The sequence below is a fragment of the Chthonobacter rhizosphaerae genome, from assembly GCF_013839525.1.
GTDB lineage: Bacteria > Pseudomonadota > Alphaproteobacteria > Rhizobiales > Pleomorphomonadaceae > Chthonobacter > Chthonobacter rhizosphaerae.
The window spans coordinates 253,969-276,604 of record NZ_JACDIS010000005.1 but is presented as its reverse complement, the minus strand read 5'-3'; the positions used below and the strand labels follow the sequence as shown (position 1 = coordinate 276,604).

Sequence of the window (22,636 nt, the reverse complement as noted above, 5' to 3'; positions counted from 1 at the left end):
CGCCGCGCATGCTGCACTGCAGCCAAGATAGGTGCAACGCACAATGCGGCTATGGGTTCACGCGCCGGCCGAACAGGGCAGCCGCGCCACACGGAACCGTCAGGCGGGCGCGAGACCCGCCGCCTCGGCGATCAGCCGGTAGGACCGGGTGCGCACCGCCGGGTCGTAGGCGGGCGCGAACAGCACGACCTCGTCCAGCCGGTGAGCCTCGGCGACCGCCTTCAGATTGGCCACCACCCGTTCGGGCGTACCGACGAGCGTCAGCCGTCGGAGCCGGTCGACCTGGCCCTCCTCCTCGGGCCGAAGCGCGCGGGCGGCGGCCATCTCCACGGACGGGAACGGCAAGGTCCGCCCCCGGTCGCGATCGAGCCGCCAGAGCGCATAGGGCCGGAACAGGGCGTCCGCCTCGTCCTCGGTGGGCGCCGCCAGGGCGAAGACGCAGAGCGACGCATAAGGCTCCGCCCGCCTCTGGGACGGCCGGAACGTACGCCGGTAGAGATCCACCGCATCCGCCGCGCCGACGCCGTCGTTGAAGAAATGGGCGAAACAGTAGGGCAGGCTGAAGTGCGCGGCGAGCTGGGCGGTGAAGTTCGTGCTGCCGACGATGAAGCAGTCCGGCGCCGACGGCCCGGTCGGCTGGGCCTTGATGCCGTGGAAGGTGTGGGCGTCGTCCGGGCCGTCGCCGCCCGCCCAGGCGATCACGTCCTCCACCGCCTGGGGGAAGCTGTCCATGCCGGACATCATGGCGATCGGGTTGTCCATGGAGTCGGGCTTCAGGGCGTAGCTGGTCATCCGGTCGGCGCCCGGCCCGCGTCCGAGGCCGAGGTCCACCCGGCCCGGCGCGAGGGCCTCCAGCACGCGGAACTGCTCGGCCACCTTCAGCGGCGCGTAGTGCGGCAGCATCACCCCCGCGCTGCCGATCCGGATCGTCCGGGTGGACGCCGCCAGGGCGCCGAGCAGCACCTCCGGGGCGGACCCGGCGATGCCGTCCGTGTTGTGGTGTTCCGACACCCAGAAGCGATGATAGCCGAAGGTCTCGCAGGCCTTGGCGAGCGCCAGCGTCTCGCGGATGGACTTGTCCGGCGAGACCCCGGCGGCGACGCCCGACTGATCGAGAACGGACAGGCGCATGGCGTGCACTCCCCATCGTGGGTCCGGCCGCCGGCATGGTGGCCCGCGGTCCGTCTCGGAGCCGAGCAAGACCCGTTCCAGCCGCCGCGTCCGCCCCGCCCGCCCGGCCGGATCCACGGCCCGCCGCCGGACCGCCGGCCGGCCCTGCCGAGGAAAGCGGCGCGATGACCATTCCCGGTGCAACGGATGCTCAGGCGAGTGCCGGGCGAGGTTTGCCCTTTGGGGATGGTCGCCGCCCTGCCGAAGCGGCTAGCGTCCCGGCATCTGTTCGGACCGCCGTCCGCGTCGGCAGACCAGGGCCGCGGCTCCCCTGCACGGCGCTGGTGCCCCCAAGCACGGCCGGGCGGCGGCCCGAGCCTTCTTTCGCCATTCCCCGACGAGGCTCGGCGGCGGCCATGGGCCGACGCGCGCGCCCTGATGCGCCGAGTGCCATGCCGCCGACCGACGTTCCCCTTCTCGCCGACGACCTCCCCGTCCAGGGCCGCCCGGCGACGGCGGCGGCGCGCCCCGCCCGGGAGACCTGGGCCGAGCACGCGGCCGACACCCTGCGCCTGTCCGCGCCCATCTCCATGGGCCATCTCTCGTTCCTGGCCACCATGACGGCCACCCTGGCGCTGTTCGGCTCCCTCGCCCCGGCGGCGCTGCCGGCCGGGGGCCTGTCGCTGCGCATGAGCATGTCGGGCTTCGTGATGGCCGGCATCCTGATCGTGGTCGGCGTGGCGGTGGCGGAGGCCCAGGGCGCCCGGCGCACCGGCAGCATCCCGGGCCTCTACTGGAACGGGCTCTACCTCACCGGCGTGCTCTCGGCGGTCTCCTTCGCCTGGTTCACCTACGGCCACCATGTGCTGACCGCCCTCGACCAGCCGCCGGACGTGGTGCGCCAGACCGATGAGTGCATGCGCATCATGCGCTGGGCGGAACCGGCGAACGTGCTCCGCCTCGGCCTGATGCGCACCGTGCTGCCGGCCTTCGGCCTCGCCCGCGTGCTCTACGTGCTGACGCCCCTGTCGCTGGCGCTCTACGTGCTGCTCGCCTGGGCGCTCGTGGACGGGCACCTGGGGCTGCCGGCCCTCGGCTGGCAGGGCATCGCCTGGGCCTTCGTGATCTCCACCACCCTCAGCGCCCTCGCCATGCTGGCGACCGTGCACGGCACCCGCTTCCGCAAGCAGATCCCGTTCACGCCGCCGAGCCTTGCCCACCTCGGCGCCATCCTCCGGCCCGGCCTGCCGATCGGCCTGCAGATGACGGTGGACAGCGCCTTCTTCCTGATCATGACCCTGCTCATGGGACAGCTCGGTGCGGTCGCCATCGCGGCGCACCAGATCGTCCACAACTTCGGCACCATCTGCTACGTGCTGGCCGCCTCGTGCGGCGACGCGGCGGCCTTGAGGATCAGCTATCGGCGCGGCGCCCGGCGCTTCCACGACGCCACCCTGTCCGGCTACGTGGCCTTCGTGCTCGGCATGGCCGGCATGGCCGGGGCGGCGCTCGTCATCTACGTCTTTCCCGAGGTCTTCATCGGTCTCTTCATCGACATCCGCGCCCCGGAGAACGCCGAGGTCCTCGCCTTCGCGCTGTCGCTCATCCCGGTCTGCGCCCTCTATGTGCTGGCCGACGGCTTCTACGGCGTCGGCATGGGTCTGCAGCGCGGCCTCAACGACAACACCTTCACCTTCTGGCTGGTGACCGTGTCCTACTGGGCGGTCGGCTTCCCGGTCGGCTACGGTCTCCTGACGCAGACCGACCTTGGCGCCCACGCGCTCTGGTGGGGCCTGATCGCGGGCCTCACCGCCATCGGCGCCGGCACGCTGTGGCGCTACGGGGTTCTCAGCCGGGCGGCGGCCGAGGGTCGCCTGCCGGCGCGCCGATCCCGGGCGCCCATCCCCGATCCGCGCGCGGAGACCTCATGAACGGTCCGATCCAGGAGCGCGGCACGGACCTCGCCGCCGGCGGCGGCGAGGAGGCCCTGCTCGCCACCGCGACGGTGATCGCCGACCCGCCCCGCCGGCGCGCCCGCGTCTACCGGATGGCCGATCTCACCGCCCTGCAGCGCCGGAGCGCCGGCCGTTTCGTCACCGCCTCGCCCAACCTTCAGGGCTCGGTGATGATGCTCGCCTCCATCGTGCTCTTCAGCATCATGCTGGCCGGCATCAAGCTGATCGGAGAGCGCCTGCCGGTGACGCAGATCCTGTTCCTGCGGCAGGTGATCCTCTCGGTCCTGCTCGTGCCGCTGTTCATGAAGGACATCCGCGGCACCCTGAGGACCAACCACCTGGGGCTCCAGCTCGGCCGCGGGCTCTTCTCGCTGGGCTCGCAGCTCTGCTTCTTCGTCGCCCTCGTCAACCTGCCCTTCGCCGAGATGACCGCCCTCGGCTTCAGCCAGGTGCTGTTCATGACGGTGCTGGCCGTGGTGATCCTGAAGGAGCGGGTGGACGCCCGCCGCTGGATCGCCACCGGCATCGGCTTCGTCGGCGTGCTCGTGATGCTGAAGCCGACCGGCGAGGGCCTGAACGTCTACGCCCTCATGTCCATCCTGGCGGCCCTCCTCGTCTGCGGCGGGACCATCACCATCCGGATGATGGCGACGCGGGAATCGACCGCCACCATCCTGATCTACCAGACGATCGTGCTGGTGCCGGCCTACCTGGTGCCGACCATCGTCTGGTGGGTGCCGCCGACGCCCTTCGAATGGGGCCTTCTGCTCGTCATCGGGGCGATCAGCACCGCCGCCCAGTGGCTGTTCACCCGCGCGTCCCAGATCGGCGAGGCGGCGGCCCTCGCGCCGTTCGAATTCACGCGGCTGCTGTTCGCCGTCGTATTCGGCTACGCGCTGTTCGCAGAGCTTCCGGACCTCGCCACCCTGGTGGGTGCCGCCATCGTGATCGGCTCGACCGCCTACACCATCCGGCGGAACACGGCGCGCGGAAGCTGACGGCCGGGGCCCGTCCTCGCGTGCGGCGGCCGTCCGCCGACGGGCCCGCCCTTAGGCGGGCCAACCGTTCAGCGCGCGCTGCGCTTGATGTCGAACGTCTCCTGGCCGCCACCCCTGGTCTGGACGCGCGGCGCCTTCAGCCGGGCGGCCGCGAGGGTGGAGACGGTCGGGTCCGAGCCCGTTTCCATGTGAAGGTCCACCAGGCAATCGACGAAGCGGCGGGCGAGCTTGAAGTCGGCCGAGCTCGGCCCCGTGATGGCGGTGATGGGATTGACCAGCCGGGCCAGGTCCGTCCTCAGCACCCTCAGCTGGCCGCGCTCCACATAGGCTTCGGCGATATGGCTCGGCACGTAGCCGATGTTGCGGCCGGACAGGATGAGCGCGAGGTGCGCATGGGCGCCGTGGCCCACGTCGCCGCGGGTCTCGCTCTGGCGCACGCGTTCCGGGTGGAAATACTCCAGATGGCCCCGGTGGCAGTAGGTGGCCGTCTCGATCATCTCCCGGGTCAGCGCCTCGTCGGGCACCTTGAAGAGCGGGTGCTTCGGCGCGCAGCAGATCCAGGCGTGCTCGTCGTAGAGATGCTCGAACGACAGCTGCTGGAACTGGTCGTTGATGAGCCCGATGCCCACGTGGATGAGGCCGTCCGCCACCCGGCCGATCAGCTGGAAGCCCAGCATGATCTCCACCTTGAAGCGCACGTTCGGATAGTATTCCGCGAAGCGCTCCATCGCGTCGGCGATGCGCGACTTCGGGTTCTCCACGATGCCGTCCTGGATCCCGATGGAGAGCTCGTAGATCGTGCCTTCGTTGATGTTGGACGCCCGCTGCTTGAACGTCTCGATGGAGGCGAACAGCTCCTTGGCGGCCTGATAGACCACCTCACCCTCGCGGAACAGCTTGAAGCCCTTGGGGCCGCGCTGGCAGAGCCGGGTGCCGAGGCGGATCTCCAGCGACTTCAGGTACTCGCTCAGCATCGACTGGGACAGATTGAGCGTGGCCTGCGCCGCCGTGAAACTGCCCTCCTCCACGATGGTGCAGAAGCACCTGAGGAGCTTCAGATCGACGTCGTAGATCTGGCTGAGGTTCGACATGACGACCGGATCCTTCTGAACAAGTCCGTACGTGTTCAAAAGAAAAGCATCGCAACCTTCGTGCCACGGCGCCTGCGACAGCTCGTCCGACCGGCCATCCTCTTAAGCTCCCACTTAATTCGCACTGCCGAAGGGCGTCTCGGCATCGCAGCATGCGGGAAACCCCGTGTGCCGCCGGGCCACCTGCCCAGAAAGCGACCGGAACCGGAGGCGATTGCCTAACCGGGCATCTGTGGTTCCCCGGATCGGCGCTTCCCGCTTTCCGGATGGTTCGCCCCCGGGCGTTGCGCTTCACTTTCCGAACAGAACGACCAGCCCGGTTTCCGCGGCCCGCCCTCACTGATCGGCGGACCGCCGTCTAAACCGGTCCTGGCCGTCGCCTCGCGGACGCAGCGGTGTCCCGCAAGGTCCCGAGCGACTGGCTACCTGGGGGATCAGACATGCCGAAGCCGTTCCACCTCGCCTGGTTCATGAACTTCGCCGTGGACGACTGGAACACCACCTATTCGGCGGGCGGCAAGCCGTGGGACGGCGGCTTCTACGTGGACATGGCCCAGGCCATGGAGCGCGCCGGCTTCGACTTCATCATGATCGAGGACACGCTCATGATGTCGGAGGCCTACGGCCACTCCAGCGAGGCCTATCTCAAGTACGCCCTCATGGGGCCGAAGGGCGATCCGGCGCCGCTCGCCGCGCTCATCGGCCAGAAAACCTCCAAGATCGGCGTGGTGGCGACCCTCTCCACCATGGCCTATCCGCCCTTCATGCTGGCCCGGCTCTGCGCCACCCTGGACCACATCTGCAAGGGCCGCTTCGGCTGGAACATCGTCACCAGCGGCGAGGATCTGGCGGCCCAGAACTTCGGCATGGACCATCTGCCGCCGCGCGAGGCGCGCTACGAGATGGCGGACGAATACGTCCAGGTCTGCATGAAGCTCTGGGGCAGCTGGCAGCCGGACGCGGTGGTGCGCGACCGCGCCACCAGCACCTACGCCGACCATTCCAAGGTCAAGCCCATCCACCACGAGGGCAAGTATTTCAAAGTCCGCGGCCCGCTCAACACCACGCCCATGCCGCAGGGTCGGCCGGCCTTCGTGCAGGCGGGCGGCTCGCCGCGCGGCCGGCAGTTCGCAGCCGAGACCGCCGACAGCATCATCGTCGCCGCCACCGGCGTGCCGGCCATGAAGGAGTTCCGCGACGACATCCGCAAGCGCGCCGCGTCCGCCGGCCGCAACCCGGACGACGTGAAGGTCTTCTTCATCGCTCAGCCGGTGCTGGGCGAGACCCGCCAGGAGGCGATGGACCGCTACGAGCGCTACTTCAATTCCGAAACCTACATCACGATGACCCTCGCCTCGATCTCGTCGGTGACGGACATCGACTTCTCTCAATTCGACCTCGACCAGGAACTGCCCCGTCTCACCACCAACGGCGAGCAGGGCTCCCTGGACGCCTTCGCCCAGTGGGGCAAGGGCAAGACCCTCCGCCAGCTGGTGAAGGACCGGGCCACTCGCGGCCTCGACGGCGTCGTCGGCACGCCGGAGGACGTGGCCGACCGGCTCGGCGAGGTGATGGAGGAGGTCGGCGGCGACGGCTTCCTGATCTCGTCGCCGTTCCAGAAGGTCAACCGCCAGTACATCAACCAGATCTGCGAAGGCCTCGTGCCGGCGCTGCAGCGCCGCGGCCTGACCCGGACCACCTACACCAAGTCGCACCTGCGCGACACCATGCGCGAGTTCTGAGCCGCCGCCGGCGGGCCGCCCGCCACCGCCCGGGCGCGGCTTCATTCCCCGCGCCCATCGCCCAAGACGATCCGCCGCCCGCGCCACCGGCGGCCACCAGACAAGGAAACTCCAGATGGCCACGCGCTTTCACCTGGGCTGGTTCACCAACTTCACGCCCGACGAGTGGAACAAGCCCTTCGCCAACGGCGGCGAACCGTGGGACGGCCAGTTCTTCATCGATTTCGCCCGGGCCATGGAGCGCGCCTGCTTCGACTACATCATGCTGGAGGACACGCTGATGATCTCGGATGCCTACGGGCATTCGACGGAGGCCTACCTCAAGCACGCCATCATGGGCCCGAAGCACGATCCTGCGCCCCTCGCCGCCCTGATCGGCGCGAACACCACGCGCATGGGCGTGGTCGCCACCATGTCCACCATGGCCTATCCGCCCTTCACGCTGGCGCGCCTCTGCACCACGCTCGACCACATCTGCAAGGGCCGCTTCGGCTGGAACATCGTGACCAGCGGCGAGAACCTCGCCGCCCAGAACTTCGGCATGGACGAACTGCCGCCGCGCCAGTCCCGCTACGACATGGCCGACGAATACGTGGAGCTCTGCAAGCAGCTCTGGCACTCCTGGGACCCGGACGCGGTGGTGCTGGACCGGGACACCAACACCTACGCCGACTACCGGAAGGTCCGGCCGATCAACTTCCAGGGCCAGTTCTTCAAGTGCCGCGGGCCCTTGAACGTGGCGCCCTCCCCGCAGCTGGAGCCGGTCTACGTGCAGGCGGGCGGCTCGCCGCGCGGTCGCCAGTTCGCCGCCGAGACGGCCGACAGCATCATCGCGCCGGCCTCCAACATCGAGTGGTGCAAGTCCTACCGCGACGACGTGCGCGCTCGCGCCGCCGCGGCCGGCCGCAACCCGGACGACATCAAGATCCTCTTCCTCGTCGCGCCCATCCTCGGCGAGACGGAGGCCGAGGCGAAGGCGAAGTTCGAGCGCATCCACACCGCGCCCGACTACCTGGAGAAGGTGCTGGCCTCCATCAGCTCCATCACGGACATCGACTTCTCCAAGTTCGACCTCGACAAGGAACTGCCCAAGCTCACCACCAACGGCGAGCAGGGCTCGCTGGACGCGTTCGCCCAGTGGGGCAGCGGCAAGACCCTGCGCGAGCTCTGCATCGAGCAGGTCTCGCGCGGCCTGGACGGCCTCGTCGGCACGCCCGACCAGGTGGCGGAGCGCATGGGCGAGATCGTCGACTACATCGGCGGCGACGGCTTCCTGATCACCCGGCCCTTCACCACCATCATCAGCCGCCAGTACATCAACGAGATCTGCGAAGGGCTCGTGCCGGCGCTGCAGCGTCGGGGGCTGGTGCGCACCGAATACAAGGGCGGCACCCTGCGCGAGGTCCTGCGCGAGTTCTGACGCGTCTCCGGGGCGCCAGGCCCGGCGCCCCGCCTCCGTCCGCCGCGTGTGGACGGATCCTTGCATAAGGACCGCCGGAGGACCGCCGGCGATCACCCTCCGCCAGCCTCCGCCGTGCCTGCGCCCTTCGAACACCCGCTTCCGACCGTTTCGCCAGGAGAGCCCTCGTGACCTACTCCGCCAGCATCACCACCCCGGCCGTGCCGCTCGATCTCCCGGTCGAGCCGGTGGACCGGCAGGTCTACCGGAACGGCATGTCCAAGCTCGCAGCCGCCGTGAACATCATCACCAGCGTCGGCCCGGACGGCCCGGTCGGCTTCACCGCCTCGGCCGTCACCAGCGTCACCGACAGCCCGCCGACGCTTCTCGTCTGCATCAACAAGACCGCCCAGTCCCGGCCGATCATCCGGGACAGCAACGTCCTGTGCGTGAACACCGTCGCCAGCCCGCACGAAGACCTCTCCATGCTGTTCGCCGGCGCGGGCGGCAACAAGGACATGGCCGCCCGCTTCGCCGCCGGCGAGTGGAAGACCCTCGTGACCGGCTCGCCGGTGCTCGTCGGCGCCAGCGTGTCCTTCGACTGCCGGGTCGCCGAGGTGGCGGAGATCGGTACCCACGACGTGCTCTTTTGCGAGGTTCTCGCCGTGGAGGAGAGCGGCCCGCCCGAGGGACTCGTCTACTTCTCGCGCAAGTTCCACCGCGTGGCGTGAGCGACCGCTCCTCCACAGGCACCGACACACACGCCGCCACCGGGGCCGCCGAGCGCGGTCCTGACCATGCCGAGGCCGCCATGAACACCTTCGCCCGCCGAAACGACTACGCCCCCGAGATCCCGCTCGCTCCCCTCTCCTCCGCCGAGGAGATCATCGCGGAGGCCCGCGCCGGCCGGATGGTGATCCTGGTCGACGACGACGACCGGGAGAACGAGGGCGACCTCGTCATCCCGGCCGACTGCGCGACGCCGGAGGCGATCACCTTCATGGCCCGGCATGCCTGCGGCCTGATCTGCCTGTCGCTCACCCAGGAGCGCATCGACGCGCTCGGCGTGCCGATGATGCGCCACGGGCCGGCTCACCGGTTCGAGACGGCCTTCACCCTCTCGATCGAGGCGAAGGACGGCGTCACCACCGGCATCTCCGCCCACGACCGCGCCCGCACCGTGGCCGTTGCGATCGATCCGGCCTGCGGCCCGGCCGACATCGTGGTGCCCGGGCACGTGTTCCCGCTCGCCGCCAAGGCCGGCGGGGTGCTGGAGCGCCCCGGTCACACGGAGGCCGCCGTGGACCTGTCCCGCCTCGCCGGCCGGGCGCCCGCGGGCGTGATCTGCGAGATCATGAACGAGGACGGCACCATGGCGCGCCTTCCGGACCTGATGGCCTTCGCCTGGCGGCACGGGCTGAAGATCGGCACCATCGCCGACCTGATCGCCTATCGCCGGCGCACCGAGCCGGGCGCCCGGCCCTGACACGACGGAGGACCGTTCATGACCGATACGCCTGCCTCCCTCCCGCGCATCGACGTGAAGACCTTCTGGCGCGTGCTCGGCGAACGCGCCACCGGCATGACCATCGTGACCGCCGACAGCGACGAGGGCCCGACCGGCTTCCTGGGCCTGTCCGCCGCCCATGTGACCGCCGACCCGGCCACCCTCCTCGTCTCCATCGACCGGAAGACCAGCGCCCTCGCGGGCGTGCTGTCGCGCCGGCACTTCGCCGTCAACTTCCTTCCCGCCACCGCCGGCCCCGTGGCGGACGCCTTCAGCGGCAAGGCGGGCCTTTCCGGCGCCGCCCGGTTCTTCGAGGGCGACTGGACGACGCTCGCCACCGGCGCGCCGGTCTACAAGGCCGCTCTCGGCGTGTTCGACTGCGTGGTCGACGACGTGATCGAGCGCGGCTCCATCTCCATCGTCATCGGCACCGTGGTCGGCGCCAGCACGGGCGAAGGCGAGCCGCTCGTCTTCTTCCGCGGCAAGACCCGCCCCGGCGTGCTTCCCGCCGAATAGGCCAAGTCACCGTCATCCCGGACAGAAAAGGCCCGCGGAGAACGCTCTTCGCGGGCCTTTTCCATGCCGATCGAACCCTCGCGAAAGTCGGGACCATCCCCTCGGGATTCGGTGGTCATCCTCTCGGAGCGTCGCCAGCCGCGTCGCAAGGCTTATGCGCGCCTTGACGCGAAACGGCCGCCGGGGCAGCCGGCGGCCGTGTCGGGCCGGAGTCCTCTCAGTGGAGATCAGTGCAGGATCTGGGCGAGGAAGGCCTTCAGCCGATCGCTCTTCGGCGCCTCGAAGAATTCCTCCGCGCGCGCCTCCTCGACGATCTCGCCCTGGTCCATGAACACGCAGCGGTTCGCCACCCGGCGGGCGAAGCCCATTTCGTGGGTGACGCAGATCATCGTCATGCCGTCCTCGGCGAGGTCCTCCATCACCTGGAGCACCTCCTTGATCATCTCCGGGTCCAGGGCGGACGTGGGTTCGTCGAACAGCATGATCGGCGGCTCCATGCAGAGCGCCCGGGCGATCGCCACCCGCTGCTGCTGCCCGCCGGAGAGCTGGCTCGGATATTTGTGCGTCTGGGCGCCGATATGCACCCGCTCCAGGTACTTCAGCGCCAGCGCCTCGGCCTGCGTCTTGGAGAGCTTGCGCGTCAGGCGCGGCGCCAGCATGCAGTTCTCCAGGATGGTCAGGTGCGGGAACAGGTTGAACTGCTGGAACACCATCCCGCATTCCAGCCGCACGTCCTGGACCGAGGTGGGCGATCCGTCGAGGGTGATGCCGTTCACCACGATGGTGCCGCCGTCGTGCGGCTCCAGGCGGTTGATGGTGCGGATGAGGGTGGACTTGCCGGACCCGGACGGGCCGCAGATGACGATCTTCTCGCCCTTGCGGACCGTCAGGTCGATGCCCGACAGGGCCTTGAACTTCCCGTAGTATTTCTCCACGCCGGTCATCTCGACGGCGATGGGGCGCGGCGCGGCCACGGGCTGCGGGCCCGTCTCGGTCTGGAGGGCGCTCATAGGGCGTGTTCCTTCGGCGTGGCGGTGGAAAGGGCGGGCGCCGCGGCCTTCACAGGCACCGGGCGACGATCGGAACCGATCATCCGGCGAAGCGGCGCGACGGGCGCGCCCGCCGGCGGTTCGGCGGCGGCTGCCGCCGCGCCCGCGGGGGTGGTGGGCTTCACGGCCTGTTCGCGCCGCTGGTGGCGGTTGAGGTGGTTTTCCAGCGCCCCGAACCCGAGCCGGATCGCGTTGACCAGGCACCAGTAGAAGGCGGCCGCCGTCAGCATGGGCGTGAACGGATCGTAGGTCTCCTCGAACAGTTCGTTCGCCACCGCGGTGAGGTCGATCACCGTGATGACGCTCACCACGGCCGTGCCCTTGGTGAACATCACCACCTCGTTCTGGTAGGCGGCGAGGCCGTAGCGCATGGCGAGCGGCAGGCGGATGTAGGTGAAGGTCTCGCGCGGCGTCAGGCCCAGCGCCGCGCTCGCCTCCACGAGGCCCGCCGGCACCGCGTTCAGGCTGCCGCGCACCACCTCCACCATGTAGGCGACGTGGTTGAGCGTGAGGCCGATCACCGCGCAGGCGAAGGCGCTGCCGAAGATCACCCAGAGCGGGCCGTCCCGCAGGGCCTCGATCTGGCCGAACCCATAATAGACCAGGTAGAGCAGGATCAGGAGCGGCGCGCCGCGGAAGAAGACCACGAAGGCCGCCGCCGGCCAGGACAGGATCCGGCTCCGCGACATGCGGGCGAGGGTCACCAGCACCGACAGCGGCAGGCCGAGCACCAGAACCAGAACGGTGATCAGCAGGGTGGTCACCAGGCCTTCTGCCATCTGCGGAAGGCTGTCCCAGGCGAGGGCGAAGTCGATCGGAAGGGCGCTCATGCTTTGACCTCCGCGAGGCCGCGGCCGAACCGCGCCTCGAGCCGTGCCGACAGCCGCAGCGTCAGGGCGCTGAAGACGATGAAGAAGAGCGAGGCGGCGATGAAGAAGATGAACGGCTCCTTCGTCGCGCCCGCGGCGATCTTGGCGTTCGCCACCAGGTCGTTGAGCCCGGCGAGCGAGACCAGCGGGGTGTCCTTGAGGACGATCATCCAGATGTTGACGAGGCCCGGCAGGGCGAGCCTCGTCAGCTGGGGCAGGATCACGTGTCGCCAGGCGGCCACGGGCCCGATGGCGAGCGCCGAGCAGGCCTCGAACTGGCCCTTGGGCAGGTTCATCACCGCCCCGTGGACCAGTTCGGCCACGTAGGCGGCGTAGACGATGGTCAGCGCCGTGACGCCGGCCCCGAAGGGCGTGACGTCGAACGACCGGTCGGTGCCGAAGAGGCCCGACAGCATGGCGCTGCCGCCGTAGTAGAGCAGGAAGATGATGAGGAGCGACGGCACGCCCATGATGATCGAGGCGTAGGTCTTCCAGACCGCCTGGATCAGCCAGTTTCTCGACAGCGTCACGATGCCGATCAGCGTGCCGAGGACGAGGGCCAGGGTGAAGCCCGCGGCGAACAGCTGGAGGGTTATGTAGGCCCCCTGGACCATCTGCCAAAGGTAGCCGTTGAATTGATCCGAGAACAGTTCCATCGCGGGAAGCTCCCTGCCCGTGTCGCGAAAGGAGAAAGGCGTCCTTTCGCGTCAGTTCGTCTTGGCTTCGCACTCCGCGTCAGCCGGCAGCGTCGTGATGTCCAGGTACTTCTTGCGGATCTTGGTGTAGGTGCAGTCCGCGATCATGGCCGCCAGGGTGGCGTCGATGCGGTCGCGCAGCTCCTCCCGGCCCTTGGCGACGGCCCACGACAGGCCGCGCTCGGCTTCCGGAACGGACTGCTCGCCGATCCAGTACTCGCCGCCATAGAGCTTGTAGTCCTTGCCTTCCGGCTTGTTGATCAGCTCCAGGGTGACGTTGATCTTCGCCTCGAACAGCATGTTGATGCGGCCGGCGAGAAGATCCATGCGGGTCTGGTCGGGGTTGTCGTAGAAGCTGTACTCGAGCGAGTCGCCGAGCCAGTTCTCGATATACTTGATGTGGGCGCCGCCGCGCTGCATGCCGATCTTCACGCCCTTGCCCTTCAGGGCCTCCTTGGTCAGGTCGGCGTTGAAGTCCTTGGGCACCACGAAGGTCATCGGGTTGGCGACCACGCGCTGGGTGAAGAGCATCTTCTCCTTGCGCTCGGCCGTCGGGGTGAGCTGGCTGATCAGGATGTCGAACTTGCCCTGCAGCATGGACGGCACCAAGGCCTTGAAATCCATGACGACGATCTCGCATTCCACCTTCATGCGGGCGCACATCTCGCGGGCGAGATCCGGCTCCACGCCGGTCAGGTTGCCGGCCGAATCCACCATGCTGAAGGGCGGGTAGACGCCCTCGTTGCCGAGCTTGAGCTTTTCCGCGCGGGCGGACACGGCCGTGCCGGCGATGAGCGTGCCGGCGAGGGCGAGCGAGGACAGGAGCGCGCCGAAACGGCGGACGAGAGCGGACTGGGACGACATCGAAACGATCCTTGACCGGGTGACGGGACATGGGTGGAACGCGATGCGCTGAAAGGCCCGGCGGCCGGGCCTGGAACGCGAACCCCCGTGGGCGTTTCGCCTCGTCGAGGGACAGGCTGTACGGACGATCCTCCCCCGTCAGCAACGTCGACCAGTGTGCATCATCTCCAACAAGAGTCAAGTATTACTACTTATTTCGGCTGGCGTCGCGCCGTATATTTTCTGAACGCACTTGTAGATCCCTTGGTCACGCAAAATCAGGAACGAGAAATTCGCCGCCGACCGGAGATCAAGATCCGGATCGGCGGCGATTTGTTGTGTCCACGACTGGATCAGAACTCCAGGAGATTGTCCCGGAGCTGCTCGTGGGCGTACTTCTTGCGGACGAGACCTCGCTGCTGGAGCGCCGGCACCAGGCCGTCGCAGATGGTCGCGATCGACCGGCGGGAGACGTCGGGAAGGTTGATCAGGAAGCCGTCGCCGCCGACCTCCTCCATGGCTTCGGCCATCTGGCCGGCCACCACGTCGGGGGTGCCGATGAGTTCGGTGGAATAGCCGCTGCTGGCGTGGGCGATGATGGCTTCCCGCAGCGTCTTCTTGCCGGCCTTGGTGACGAACTGCGCCAGCGACGACTGGTGGCCGTTGGTGCTGAGCTCGCCCACAGGGGCGTCCAGGTCGTGGCCGGAGAAGTCGATGTTGGTGCTCCAGCCGAGCTGGGCGAGGCAGCGGTCCACGTTCTTGGAGGCCCACACGGCCCTCTGGCCGGCCCGCCAGTTGGCCTCGTCCATGGTCTCGGCCACGATGGGGGTCACCAGGAACAGGATCTTGCAGCTGTCCGGGTCGCGGCCCATGGCCTTCATCTGGGCGCGCACGTCGTCGCGGTAGGCCTTCATGGCCGGGATGCCGCGCGGGGCGGCCACCACCGTGTCGGCGTACTTGGCGGCGAACGCCTTGCCCTTCACCGATCCGCCCGCCTGGGCGATCACCGGCTGCCCCTGTGGCAGCGGCCCGGAGTTGAGCGGTCCGCGGCAGCGGTAGTATTCGCCCTCGAAGTCGATGGTGTGGACCTTGGTGTGGTCGATCAGGATGCCGCTCTCGCGGTCGGCCACGATGGCGCCCGGCTCCCAGCTGCCCCAGAGCTGGCGGCAGATCTGGATGTACTCCTCCGCCATGTCGTAGCGCTTGTCGTGGTCGGGCAGCTGGTCGGCGCCGAAGTTCATGGCCGACAGGTCCGACGACCCTGTCACCATGTTCCAGCCGCCGCGGCCGGCCGAGATCTGGTCCAGCGTGCCGACGATGCGGGCGGTCAGGTAGGGCGCGTAGGCGAAGGTGGAGAGCGTCGGCACGATGCCGAGCCGGGTGGTCGCGGCCGCCATGATGGCCGCCACCACCGAGGGCTCCTGGCGCGGAACGGACATGCCGTTCTCCAGGAACATCTGCCGGCTGTCCTTCCAGTTCTGGCCGATGTAGATGGAATCCTCCACGAGGATGTAGTCGAAGCAGGCCCGCTCCATGTTGCGGACGAGATCGAGGAACATGGAGGCCGAGCCCCACTCCTCGCTGATGTTGCCCGTCCACGGCATGCCCCAGGCCTGGATGCTCGACCCCTGCAGGAACCAGGCGAGATGAAACGGATTGGCTGCCACGGCTGAAAGCCTCCTGAAGCGGGTGAATGCCGGAAGGACCGGGGGCCCAATCCCCGTGCGATCCTTCTCTCCACTGCCTGAAAGACTAGTCGGGCGTCCGCGACAGCGACCATCAACAAGGGGCAAAGCATCGTTGCGGCGCACTGGCGGCGTCGCATGCACGCGCCGTGCTCCCCGCGGCTAAATTCGCGCCACCCTGGCCGCACCCTGATCCGGCAAAGGACTGATAAGTCGCGCGATTTGGGTTCCGCTCCGGTTCCGGTCCAGTTGACCACCGGATAAGCGGTCCTGATCGTCGGCCCACATCTTGGGACGACGGCGGGGAAACCAAGCCGCCGGTCGGGTGTTTCATGGGCCGGGGGCCTGAACACTCGGAACAGCGATGACGGACCCTCTCGTGGGCCGGACCGTCGAGGTCGACGGCCGCCGCGTTCACTTCCACGTGCGTGGCGACGGCCCGCCGGTCGTCCTTCTCCACGGCCTCGGCAGCCTCGCCGAGGAGATCCTGCCGGCCTTCACCGCCACCCTGCCCGGTCGGCGCCTGTTCGCCTTCGACCGCCCCGGCTACGGCTTCTCCGATCCGCTGCCCGAGGCGGAGGCCGGAGCCGACGGCCAGGCCGACTGGCTCGCCGGCGTCCTGTCGGCGCTCGGCCTCTCCCGGATCACGCTCGTCGCCCATTCCATCGGCGCCGGACCCGCCCTCGCCTTCGCGGCCCGCCATCCGGGCCGGCTCGCCGGCGTGCTTCTGGTCGCGCCCTTCTGCCGGCCCACGCCCCATGCCCCGATGCCGCTCTTGAGGGCAGCGATCGCGCCGGTCATCGGGCCGGTGATGCGCACGGCCGTGGTGCCGCTGATCGCGCCGCTGATCGGGCCCGGCATCCTGGCCGCCGCCCTGAAGCCGAACGAGGTGCCGGACTATCTCGCCGACTTTCCGTTCGTTCACGCCGGGCGCGACAGCGCCATCCTGGCCATGGCGGCCGAACTCCTCGCCTTCAACGACGCCATGGCGGCGGTCGCGCCGATTCTCGCCGGCGGCGGCGTGCCGATGGCCGTGGTGGCCGGCGAGGCGGACGAGATCGCCGAGCCGGCCTGGCATCTCGCCTGGCTGTCCGGCGTCCTGCCGGACGCCCGGGTGGAGACGCTCCCCGGTGTCGGCCACGCGCCGCACCACGCCGACCCGCCCGCCGTCGCGGCCGCCCTCGCCCGCATCGGCGTCCCCTGACGGAACAAACGGCCCGGACGGCGGGTCTGGACTTGAGAGACCTGGAGAGCATCATGACCAAGGACGTCACCACCACGGCGCGGCTGCGCCACGGCATCGACAGCACGGAATCCGGCGACAAGGTCGCCTTCCCGGATCCGGCCGCGTCCCCGCTCGGCACCGACGACGAGGCCGCCGGCCGGCCGCCCACCGCGGACGCGGTGCGCGAGGCGGCGAGCCACGAGCTGCGCGGTCCCGCCGGCAGCGCCGTCGGCCAGCGCACCTCCGAGACCGGCCGCGCCATCAGCGGCGAGCCGGGCCGCACCACCGAGGCCACGACCCGCGCCAGCTTCGTCGGGCCGCTGATCGCGGTGCTCGTGCTGGCGGCCCTGATGGCGGTGTTCGGCTTCTGGCTGGCCTGAACGGAGGCGGACCGGAGACGCCGCCGGCGGTCACGTCTTTCTGATCCCGCTCCGCCCACGCTCAAGGCAACGGAAGGGCGAGCTTGGCGTTGACCGGTCGACGCACCGCAACCACCGAGCCGCCGCCCTTGCACTTCGGCCTCATCGCCCCGTCCTTCCCGAGCCACGTATCCGCCATCGAGGCGATCGCGGAGGCGCTGGTGGCGCGCGGCCACCGGGCGACGCTCGTGCATCGCCCGGACGTGCGCGGCTTCGTCGGGAGCCCTGCGCTAGGCTTCGCGCCCGTCGGCGAGCGCACCCACCCGCCCGGCAGCCTCGCCGCGGTGATCGCCCGCGCCGCCCGCCCCGGCGGCCCCTTCGGCATCCGCCGGGTGGTCGCCGACATGGTGGACGCCACCGACCTTCTCTGCCGGGAGGCGCCGGCCGTCCTTTCCGGCCTCGGCGTGGACGCCGTGGTGACCGACCAGATGGAGGCGGCGGGCGGCCTCGTCGCCGAGCATCTCGGTGTGCCATTCGTATCGGTCGCCTGCGCCCTGCCGGTGAACCGCGAGCCGGCCGTGCCCCTGCCGGTCCTCTCCTGGCCCTATGATCCCTCCGAAAGGGGCCTCGCCCGAAACCGCGGCGGCGAGTGGGTGAGCGGCTTCCTGATGAAGCCGCACGAGGACGCGGTCGCCGCCTGGGCGGAGCGTCTCGGCGTGCGCCCCCGCCGCCGGCTCGACGAGGGCCTGTCCCCGCTGGCGGACGTGGTCCAGCTCGTCCGCCGGTTCGACTTCCCCCGCACGCGGCTGCCGCCGCACGTGCACTATGTCGGTCCCTTCCGCCGCCCGGGCGACGACCACCGCGACCTGCCGTTCGAGTCGTCCGGCCGCCCCTTGGTGTTCTGCTCCCTCGGCACGCTCCAGGGCGGCCGGGCGCGCCTCCTGCGCACCGCCGCCAAGGCGGCGCGCTCCCTGGGCGCGGAGGTGCTGGTCGCCCATTGCGGCCTCCTGTCGGACAGGGAAGCGGCCCGCATCCCGGCCGACCACGTGGTCGCCTTCGCGCCGCAACGGGCGGTGATCGCCCGGGCGGCGGTCATCGTCACCCACGGCGGCCTCAACACGGTGATGGACGCCCTGTCCTTCGGCGTCCCCATGCTGGTTCTGCCGATCGCCTTCGACCAGCCCGGCATGGCGGCCCGGGTCCGCCACGCCGGCGTCGGCCTCGTCGCCGACCATCGCCTGCTGACCGCCAGCCGAACCGCCCGCGCCCTCCACCGCCTCCTGTCGGAGGACGGCTTCCGGAGCCGCGCCCGCGCCTTCGCGGACGACGTCGCCACCGCCGGCGGAGCGGAACGGGCGGCCGACATCATCCTGCAGGCGGTGCGCACCGGCTCGCCGGTCCGCGCCGAACCGGTGCCCTCATGACCAGCCGGACGGTCGACGTGCTCCTCGTCGGCGGCGGCCTCGCCAACGGGCTCCTCGCCCTGGCCCTGACCCAGCGGCGGCCGGACCTCTCCGTCCTCGTCCTCGAGGCGGGCGACCGACTCGGCGGCAATCACACCTGGTCCTTCCACGACACCGACCTCGACGCGGCCGGATCGGCCCTGGTGGCGCCGCTCGTCGCCCATCGCTGGCCGGCGCAGGCGGTCGTCTTCCCCGGCCACGCGCGAGAGCTCGCCAGCGGCTACGCGTCGGTCCCGTCGGACCGCTTCCACGACGTCCTCGCCGCCCGCCTCGGCGATCGCGTTCGTCTCGGCGCGTCCGTCGCGGCTCTCACCCCCACAACCGCGACCCTGTCGGACGGCGCCGTGCTGACCGCCCTGACGGTGATCGACGGGCGCGGGCCGGCGCCGAGCCCGCACCTCCGCCTCGGTTGGCAGACCTTCCTCGGCGAGGAGATCCGGCTCGCCGCGCCGCACGGCGTTCGCGCGCCGGTCATCATGGACGCCACCGTGCCGCAGCGGGGCGGCTACCGTTTCGTCTACGTCCTGCCGTTCGGCCCCGACCGGCTCCTCGTGGAGGACACCGCCTATGCGGACGCCCGCGACCAGCCGGGCCTCGATCACGCGGACAGCCTCGCCGCCTACCGGCGCGCCCGAGGCTGGGGCGAGGCGGAGGTGATCCGCCGGGAGACGGGCGTCCTCCCCATCACCCTCGACGGCGACGTGGAGGCCTTCTGGGCGGCGGCGGACGGCATCCCGCGCTCGGGCCTGAGAGCCGGCCTCTTCCACCCGACCACCGGCTATTCGCTGCCCGACGCGGCGCGCCTCGCGCTCCTGGTCGCCGATCTGCCGGACCATGCGGCGCCGGCGGTGTTCGCCGCCATCCGCGACCACGCGGTGCGCACGTTCAAGGAGCGGCGCTTCTTCCGCGCCCTCAACCGCATGCTCTTCCTCGCCGGACGGCCGGAGGCGCGCGTCGGCGTGATGGAGCGCTTCTACCGCCTGCCCCGGCCGCTCATCGAGCGCTTCTACGCCGCCCGCCTCACCCCGCTCGACAAGGCGCGCCTCCTCGCCGGCAAGCCGCCCGTGCCCGTGGGCGCGGCGCTCGCCGCGATCGCCGCCCCCACCCTCCGGAGACGCCTGCCATGACACAGAGAACAGCCGTGGTGATCGGCGCCGGCTTCGGCGGGCTCGCCCTCGCGGTGCGCCTGCAGGCGGCGGGCATCGCCACCACGCTCGTGGAGAAACGGGACAAGCCGGGCGGCCGCGCCTACGTCTACGAGGACGAGGGCTTCGTGTTCGACGCCGGCCCCACCGTCATCACCGACCCGGCCTGCCTGGAGGAGGTGTTCGCCGCCGCCGGCCGGCGGATGGCCGACTACGTGACGCTCCTGCCGGTCACGCCCTTCTACCGGCTCGCCTGGGAGGACGGCACGTCCTTCGACTACCTGGACGACCAGGACGCCCTCGACCGGCAGATCGCCGCCCGCAACCCGGCCGACGTGGAGGGCTACCGCCGCTTCCTCGCCTATTCGGAGGCGGTCTACCAGGAGGGCTACGTCAAGCTCGGGGCGGTGCCGTTCCAGTCGGTCGCCGACATGGTGCGGGTCGCCCCGCAGCTCGCCCGGCTGGAGGCCTGGCGCAGCGTCTACGGCATCGTCTCGCGCTTCATCAAGGACGAGCACCTGCGTCAGGTCTTCTCCTTCCACTCGCTCCTCGTCGGCGGCAATCCGTTCGCCACGTCGTCCATCTACACGCTGATCCACGCCCTGGAGCGCCGCGGCGGCGTCTGGTTTCCGAAGGGCGGCACCGGGGCGCTCATCCAGGGCCTCGCCCGCCTGTTCCGGGAGATCGGCGGCACGCTCCTCCTCGACACGCCCGTCGAGGCCATCACCACCGAAGGCGACCGGGTGACCGGCGTGCGGGCTGGCGGGCGCACGATCCCGGCCGATCTCGTCGCCTCCAACGGCGACGTGGTGCACACCTACGGCACGCTGCTGGCGGGTCATCCGCGCGGCCCGGCGCGGGCGAAGGCGCTCGCCGCCAAGCGGCACAGCATGTCGCTGTTCGTCATCTACTTCGGCCTGAAGCGGAACCACACCCGGCTCGCCCACCACACGGTGTGTTTCGGCCCCCGCTATCAGGGCCTCATCGACGAGATCTTCAAGCGCGACAAGCTCGCCGAGGACTTCTCCCTCTATCTCCACGCCCCGTGCGTGACCGACCCGTCGCTCGCCCCGCCCGGCTGCGGCAGCTACTACGTGCTCGCGCCCGTGCCGCACCTCGGCAACGCGCCGCTCGACTGGGCCGTGGAGGGACCGCGCTATCGCGACAGGATCCTCGCCTACCTGGAGGAGCGCTACATGCCCGGCCTCAGGTCCGACCTCGTGACCGTGCGCCACTTCACGCCGGTCGACTTCCGCGACGAGCTCAACGCCCACGTGGGCTCCGCCTTCTCGCTGGAGCCGATCCTCACCCAGAGCGCCTGGTTCCGTCCGCACAACCGCGACGACCGGATCCACAACCTCTACATCGTCGGCGCCGGCACCCATCCGGGCGCGGGCGTCCCGGGCGTCGTCGGCTCGGCCAAGGCCACCGCCGGCCTCGTGCTCGCCGACCTCGGGATGGCGGGGCCGCGATGAGCGCCGCCGTCCCCCTCGCCCACGCGGATGCCGCCATCACGGCCGGCTCGAAGAGCTTCGCGGCGGCGGCGCGCCTGTTCGATCCGGCCACCCGGCGGAGCGCCGTGCTGCTCTACGCCTGGTGCCGGCACTGCGACGACGTGATCGACGGTCAGGTGCTCGGCCACGGGGCCCTCCTCTCCCGCACGAGCGCGGCCGACCGGCTCGCCCGGCTGGAGGACCTCACGCGGCGGGCGCTCGCCGGCGAGCCCATGGCCGAACCGGCCTTCCAGGCGCTCCAGGCGGTCGCGACAGCCCACGCCATTCCCGACCACCTGCCCTTCGACCATCTGGCCGGCTTCCGGCTCGACGTGGAGGAGCGCACCTACCGGACGCTCGACGACCTCCTGGTCTACTGCTACGGCGTCGCCGGCGTGGTCGGCCTCATGATGGCCCATGTGATGGGGGTGCGCGGCGGCACGCCGGAGGGGGACGACACGCTCCACCGGGCCTGCGACCTCGGGCTCGCCTTCCAGCTCACCAACATCGCCCGGGACCTGGTGGAGGACGCCGCCGCCGGCCGCTGCTACCTGCCGCTCGCCTGGCTGGAGGAGGCCGGCGTCCCGCGCCGCGAGGTGGCCGCCACCCGGCACCGGCCGGCGCTCGCGCGCCTCGCGGCCCGGCTCGTCGCCGCCGCGGAGCCCTACTACGCCTCCGCGGAGGTCGGCGTCGGCCGCCTGCCCTATCGGTCCGCCTGGGCGGTCGCGACGGCGCTCAGGGTCTACCGGCAGATCGGCACCAAGGTGGTCGCCGCCGGCCCGGACGCCTGGGTCGGCCGGATCTCCACGTCGAAGGCGGACAAGCTCGGCCACGTGGCGGCCGGCGCCGCGATGGCGCTCGCGGCCCGCCGCCTTAAGCGCCGCCCGCGCGACCCGGCGCTCTGGACGCGGCCGGCGTGACGCCGGCGCCGCCCCGGGGCGTGATGCGCCCCGCCGGAGGCCTCAGGCCTCCCTGTCACTCTTCGAGCACGCGCTTCACCTTGCCGCCGTGGCGGGCGCGCAGATCCTGGCGCAGCTTCTGGAGCGGCGGCGCGTAGAGGAAGCCGAACGACACGCAGCCGTCCCGTCCCTCCACCGCATGGTGCAGCCGGTGCGCCTGCACCAGCCGCTTCAGGTAGGGATTCTTCGGCTGGTGCCGGAAGGGCCAGCGCTGGTGCACCAGGCCATCGTGAACGATGAAGTAGAGCACGCCGTAGACCGTGACCCCGACGGCCACCCAGAAGAGCGGCGGCCACCAGGCGGACCCGACCGTGAACAGGCCGATCGCCAGGATGGTGGAGAGCACCGCGTAGAGGTCGTTCTTCTCGAACGTGCCCTCGTGGGGCTCGTGGTGCGACCGGTGCCAGCCCCAGCCGAAGCCGTGCATGATCCACCGGTGCGACGCCCAGGCGACCCACTCCATGGCGGCGACGGTCGCGATCACGATCAGGATGTTGGTGACGACGGTCACGGTGGCAGAACCCTGTTGCTGT

21 protein-coding genes are annotated in these 22,636 nt (G+C 70.3%); 13 read left to right on the top strand and 8 right to left on the bottom strand.

All coding sequences use genetic code 11. The features are described 5' to 3' along the window. Positions 1 to 99: 99 nt before the first annotated feature. Positions 100 to 1,131, bottom strand: a complete 1,032-nt coding sequence (locus HND91_RS11410) for an LLM class flavin-dependent oxidoreductase (protein WP_181706686.1) — start codon at positions 1,129 to 1,131, stop codon at positions 100 to 102. A 431-nt stretch (positions 1,132 to 1,562) separates the two neighbouring features. Between HND91_RS11410 and HND91_RS11405 the strand changes: the two genes are divergently transcribed. Both HND91_RS11405 and HND91_RS11400 read left to right on the top strand, forming a co-directional pair. Continuing rightward, positions 1,563 to 3,041 (top strand): MATE family efflux transporter, encoded by a 1,479-nt coding sequence (locus HND91_RS11405; protein WP_181706685.1) that lies wholly within the window; start codon positions 1,563 to 1,565, stop codon positions 3,039 to 3,041. Further along, positions 3,038 to 4,063 carry a DMT family transporter gene (locus HND91_RS11400; protein ID WP_181706684.1) on the top strand — a complete coding sequence of 342 codons (1,026 nt, stop codon included), beginning with the start codon at positions 3,038 to 3,040 and terminating at the stop codon, positions 4,061 to 4,063. Before HND91_RS11405 ends, HND91_RS11400 begins: the two co-directional genes overlap by 4 nt. Before the next feature lie 68 nt (positions 4,064 to 4,131). Here HND91_RS11400 and HND91_RS11395 read toward each other — a convergent pair whose 3' ends face one another. Continuing rightward, on the bottom strand, positions 4,132 to 5,154 hold the full coding sequence (locus tag HND91_RS11395; RefSeq protein WP_181706683.1) for a LysR family transcriptional regulator: 1,023 nt from the start codon (positions 5,152 to 5,154) through the stop codon (positions 4,132 to 4,134). A gap of 440 nt (positions 5,155 to 5,594) precedes the next feature. Here HND91_RS11395 and HND91_RS11390 point away from each other — a divergent pair, with 440 nt between their 5' ends. The 5 genes from HND91_RS11390 (at position 5,595) to HND91_RS11370 (ending at position 10,318) form a co-directional block, all read left to right on the top strand. Next, the gene (locus HND91_RS11390) at positions 5,595 to 6,896 is read left to right on the top strand and encodes an NtaA/DmoA family FMN-dependent monooxygenase (protein WP_181706682.1); all 1,302 of its coding nucleotides are present in this window, start codon (positions 5,595 to 5,597) and stop codon (positions 6,894 to 6,896) included. Between the two features lie 115 nt (positions 6,897 to 7,011). Next, the gene (locus HND91_RS11385) at positions 7,012 to 8,316 is read left to right on the top strand and encodes an NtaA/DmoA family FMN-dependent monooxygenase (RefSeq protein ID WP_181706681.1); all 1,305 of its coding nucleotides are present in this window, start codon (positions 7,012 to 7,014) and stop codon (positions 8,314 to 8,316) included. A 167-nt stretch (positions 8,317 to 8,483) separates the two neighbouring features. Then, positions 8,484 to 9,026 (top strand): flavin reductase, encoded by a 543-nt coding sequence (locus HND91_RS11380; RefSeq protein ID WP_343057310.1) that lies wholly within the window; start codon positions 8,484 to 8,486, stop codon positions 9,024 to 9,026. Positions 9,027 to 9,106: 80 nt separating this feature from the next. Further along, positions 9,107 to 9,781, top strand: coding sequence for a 3,4-dihydroxy-2-butanone-4-phosphate synthase (ribB, locus tag HND91_RS11375; protein ID WP_181706680.1), 675 nt, complete (start codon positions 9,107 to 9,109; stop codon positions 9,779 to 9,781). Positions 9,782 to 9,799: 18 nt separating this feature from the next. Then, positions 9,800 to 10,318, top strand: coding sequence for a flavin reductase family protein (locus tag HND91_RS11370; protein ID WP_181706679.1), 519 nt, complete (start codon positions 9,800 to 9,802; stop codon positions 10,316 to 10,318). A gap of 227 nt (positions 10,319 to 10,545) precedes the next feature. Here HND91_RS11370 and HND91_RS11365 read toward each other — a convergent pair whose 3' ends face one another. The 5 genes from HND91_RS11365 to HND91_RS11345 form a co-directional block, all read right to left on the bottom strand. Then, the gene (locus HND91_RS11365) at positions 10,546 to 11,328 is read right to left on the bottom strand and encodes an amino acid ABC transporter ATP-binding protein (RefSeq protein ID WP_181706678.1); all 783 of its coding nucleotides are present in this window, start codon (positions 11,326 to 11,328) and stop codon (positions 10,546 to 10,548) included. Beyond that, positions 11,325 to 12,197 carry an ABC transporter permease subunit gene (locus HND91_RS11360; RefSeq protein ID WP_181706677.1) on the bottom strand — a complete coding sequence of 291 codons (873 nt, stop codon included), beginning with the start codon at positions 12,195 to 12,197 and terminating at the stop codon, positions 11,325 to 11,327. The genes HND91_RS11365 and HND91_RS11360 overlap by 4 nt, the downstream gene beginning before the upstream one ends. Next, positions 12,194 to 12,892, bottom strand: coding sequence for an ABC transporter permease (locus tag HND91_RS11355; protein ID WP_181706676.1), 699 nt, complete (start codon positions 12,890 to 12,892; stop codon positions 12,194 to 12,196). The genes HND91_RS11360 and HND91_RS11355 overlap by 4 nt, the downstream gene beginning before the upstream one ends. 51 nt (positions 12,893 to 12,943) lie before the next feature. After that, on the bottom strand, positions 12,944 to 13,795 hold the full coding sequence (locus HND91_RS11350) for a transporter substrate-binding domain-containing protein (RefSeq protein ID WP_181706675.1): 852 nt from the start codon (positions 13,793 to 13,795) through the stop codon (positions 12,944 to 12,946). A gap of 332 nt (positions 13,796 to 14,127) precedes the next feature. Beyond that, a complete protein-coding gene (locus HND91_RS11345) occupies positions 14,128 to 15,441 on the bottom strand; it encodes an NtaA/DmoA family FMN-dependent monooxygenase (protein ID WP_181706674.1) in 1,314 nt (437 codons plus the stop codon). A 382-nt stretch (positions 15,442 to 15,823) separates the two neighbouring features. Between HND91_RS11345 and HND91_RS11340 the strand changes: the two genes are divergently transcribed. From HND91_RS11340 to HND91_RS11315, 6 genes are all read left to right on the top strand, one after another. Beyond that, positions 15,824 to 16,663, top strand: a complete 840-nt coding sequence (locus HND91_RS11340) for an alpha/beta fold hydrolase (protein ID WP_181706673.1) — start codon at positions 15,824 to 15,826, stop codon at positions 16,661 to 16,663. A gap of 53 nt (positions 16,664 to 16,716) precedes the next feature. Beyond that, positions 16,717 to 17,064 (top strand): hypothetical protein, encoded by a 348-nt coding sequence (locus HND91_RS11335; protein ID WP_181706672.1) that lies wholly within the window; start codon positions 16,717 to 16,719, stop codon positions 17,062 to 17,064. A gap of 128 nt (positions 17,065 to 17,192) precedes the next feature. Continuing rightward, entirely contained in the window at positions 17,193 to 18,467 is a 1,275-nt protein-coding gene (locus HND91_RS11330) for a glycosyltransferase (protein ID WP_210272665.1), read from the top strand. Beyond that, complete coding sequence (gene crtY, locus HND91_RS11325; protein WP_181706671.1) at positions 18,464 to 19,633, top strand: lycopene beta-cyclase CrtY; 1,170 nt, start codon at positions 18,464 to 18,466, stop codon at positions 19,631 to 19,633. Before HND91_RS11330 ends, crtY begins: the two co-directional genes overlap by 4 nt. After that, entirely contained in the window at positions 19,630 to 21,126 is a 1,497-nt protein-coding gene (locus HND91_RS11320) for a phytoene desaturase (protein WP_181706670.1), read from the top strand. The genes crtY and HND91_RS11320 overlap by 4 nt, the downstream gene beginning before the upstream one ends. Next, positions 21,123 to 22,064, top strand: coding sequence for a phytoene/squalene synthase family protein (locus tag HND91_RS11315; protein WP_181706669.1), 942 nt, complete (start codon positions 21,123 to 21,125; stop codon positions 22,062 to 22,064). Before HND91_RS11320 ends, HND91_RS11315 begins: the two co-directional genes overlap by 4 nt. Positions 22,065 to 22,119: 55 nt before the next feature. On the opposite strand, the gene HND91_RS11310 is transcribed toward HND91_RS11315, so the two are convergent. Further along, complete coding sequence (locus tag HND91_RS11310) at positions 22,120 to 22,614, bottom strand: sterol desaturase family protein (RefSeq protein ID WP_181706668.1); 495 nt, start codon at positions 22,612 to 22,614, stop codon at positions 22,120 to 22,122. Positions 22,615 to 22,636: the final 22 nt, after the last annotated feature.

Excerpts from the sequence above, each read along its gene's own strand:
- HND91_RS11410 (WP_181706686.1), bottom strand. The coding sequence starts at position 1,131 with ATGCGCCTGTCCGTTCTCGATCAGTCGGGCGTCGCCGCCGGGGTCTCG.
- HND91_RS11405 (WP_181706685.1), top strand. The coding sequence starts at position 1,563 with ATGCCGCCGACCGACGTTCCCCTTCTCGCCGACGACCTCCCCGTCCAG.
- HND91_RS11400 (WP_181706684.1), top strand. The coding sequence starts at position 3,038 with ATGAACGGTCCGATCCAGGAGCGCGGCACGGACCTCGCCGCCGGCGGC.
- HND91_RS11395 (WP_181706683.1), bottom strand. The coding sequence starts at position 5,154 with ATGTCGAACCTCAGCCAGATCTACGACGTCGATCTGAAGCTCCTCAGG.
- HND91_RS11390 (WP_181706682.1), top strand. The coding sequence starts at position 5,595 with ATGCCGAAGCCGTTCCACCTCGCCTGGTTCATGAACTTCGCCGTGGAC.
- HND91_RS11385 (WP_181706681.1), top strand. The coding sequence starts at position 7,012 with ATGGCCACGCGCTTTCACCTGGGCTGGTTCACCAACTTCACGCCCGAC.
- ribB (WP_181706680.1), top strand. The coding sequence starts at position 9,107 with ATGAACACCTTCGCCCGCCGAAACGACTACGCCCCCGAGATCCCGCTC.
- HND91_RS11370 (WP_181706679.1), top strand. The coding sequence starts at position 9,800 with ATGACCGATACGCCTGCCTCCCTCCCGCGCATCGACGTGAAGACCTTC.
- HND91_RS11365 (WP_181706678.1), bottom strand. The coding sequence starts at position 11,328 with ATGAGCGCCCTCCAGACCGAGACGGGCCCGCAGCCCGTGGCCGCGCCG.
- HND91_RS11360 (WP_181706677.1), bottom strand. The coding sequence starts at position 12,197 with ATGAGCGCCCTTCCGATCGACTTCGCCCTCGCCTGGGACAGCCTTCCG.
- HND91_RS11355 (WP_181706676.1), bottom strand. The coding sequence starts at position 12,892 with ATGGAACTGTTCTCGGATCAATTCAACGGCTACCTTTGGCAGATGGTC.
- HND91_RS11350 (WP_181706675.1), bottom strand. The coding sequence starts at position 13,795 with ATGTCGTCCCAGTCCGCTCTCGTCCGCCGTTTCGGCGCGCTCCTGTCC.
- HND91_RS11340 (WP_181706673.1), top strand. The coding sequence starts at position 15,824 with ATGACGGACCCTCTCGTGGGCCGGACCGTCGAGGTCGACGGCCGCCGC.
- HND91_RS11335 (WP_181706672.1), top strand. The coding sequence starts at position 16,717 with ATGACCAAGGACGTCACCACCACGGCGCGGCTGCGCCACGGCATCGAC.
- crtY (WP_181706671.1), top strand. The coding sequence starts at position 18,464 with ATGACCAGCCGGACGGTCGACGTGCTCCTCGTCGGCGGCGGCCTCGCC.
- HND91_RS11320 (WP_181706670.1), top strand. The coding sequence starts at position 19,630 with ATGACACAGAGAACAGCCGTGGTGATCGGCGCCGGCTTCGGCGGGCTC.
- HND91_RS11315 (WP_181706669.1), top strand. The coding sequence starts at position 21,123 with ATGAGCGCCGCCGTCCCCCTCGCCCACGCGGATGCCGCCATCACGGCC.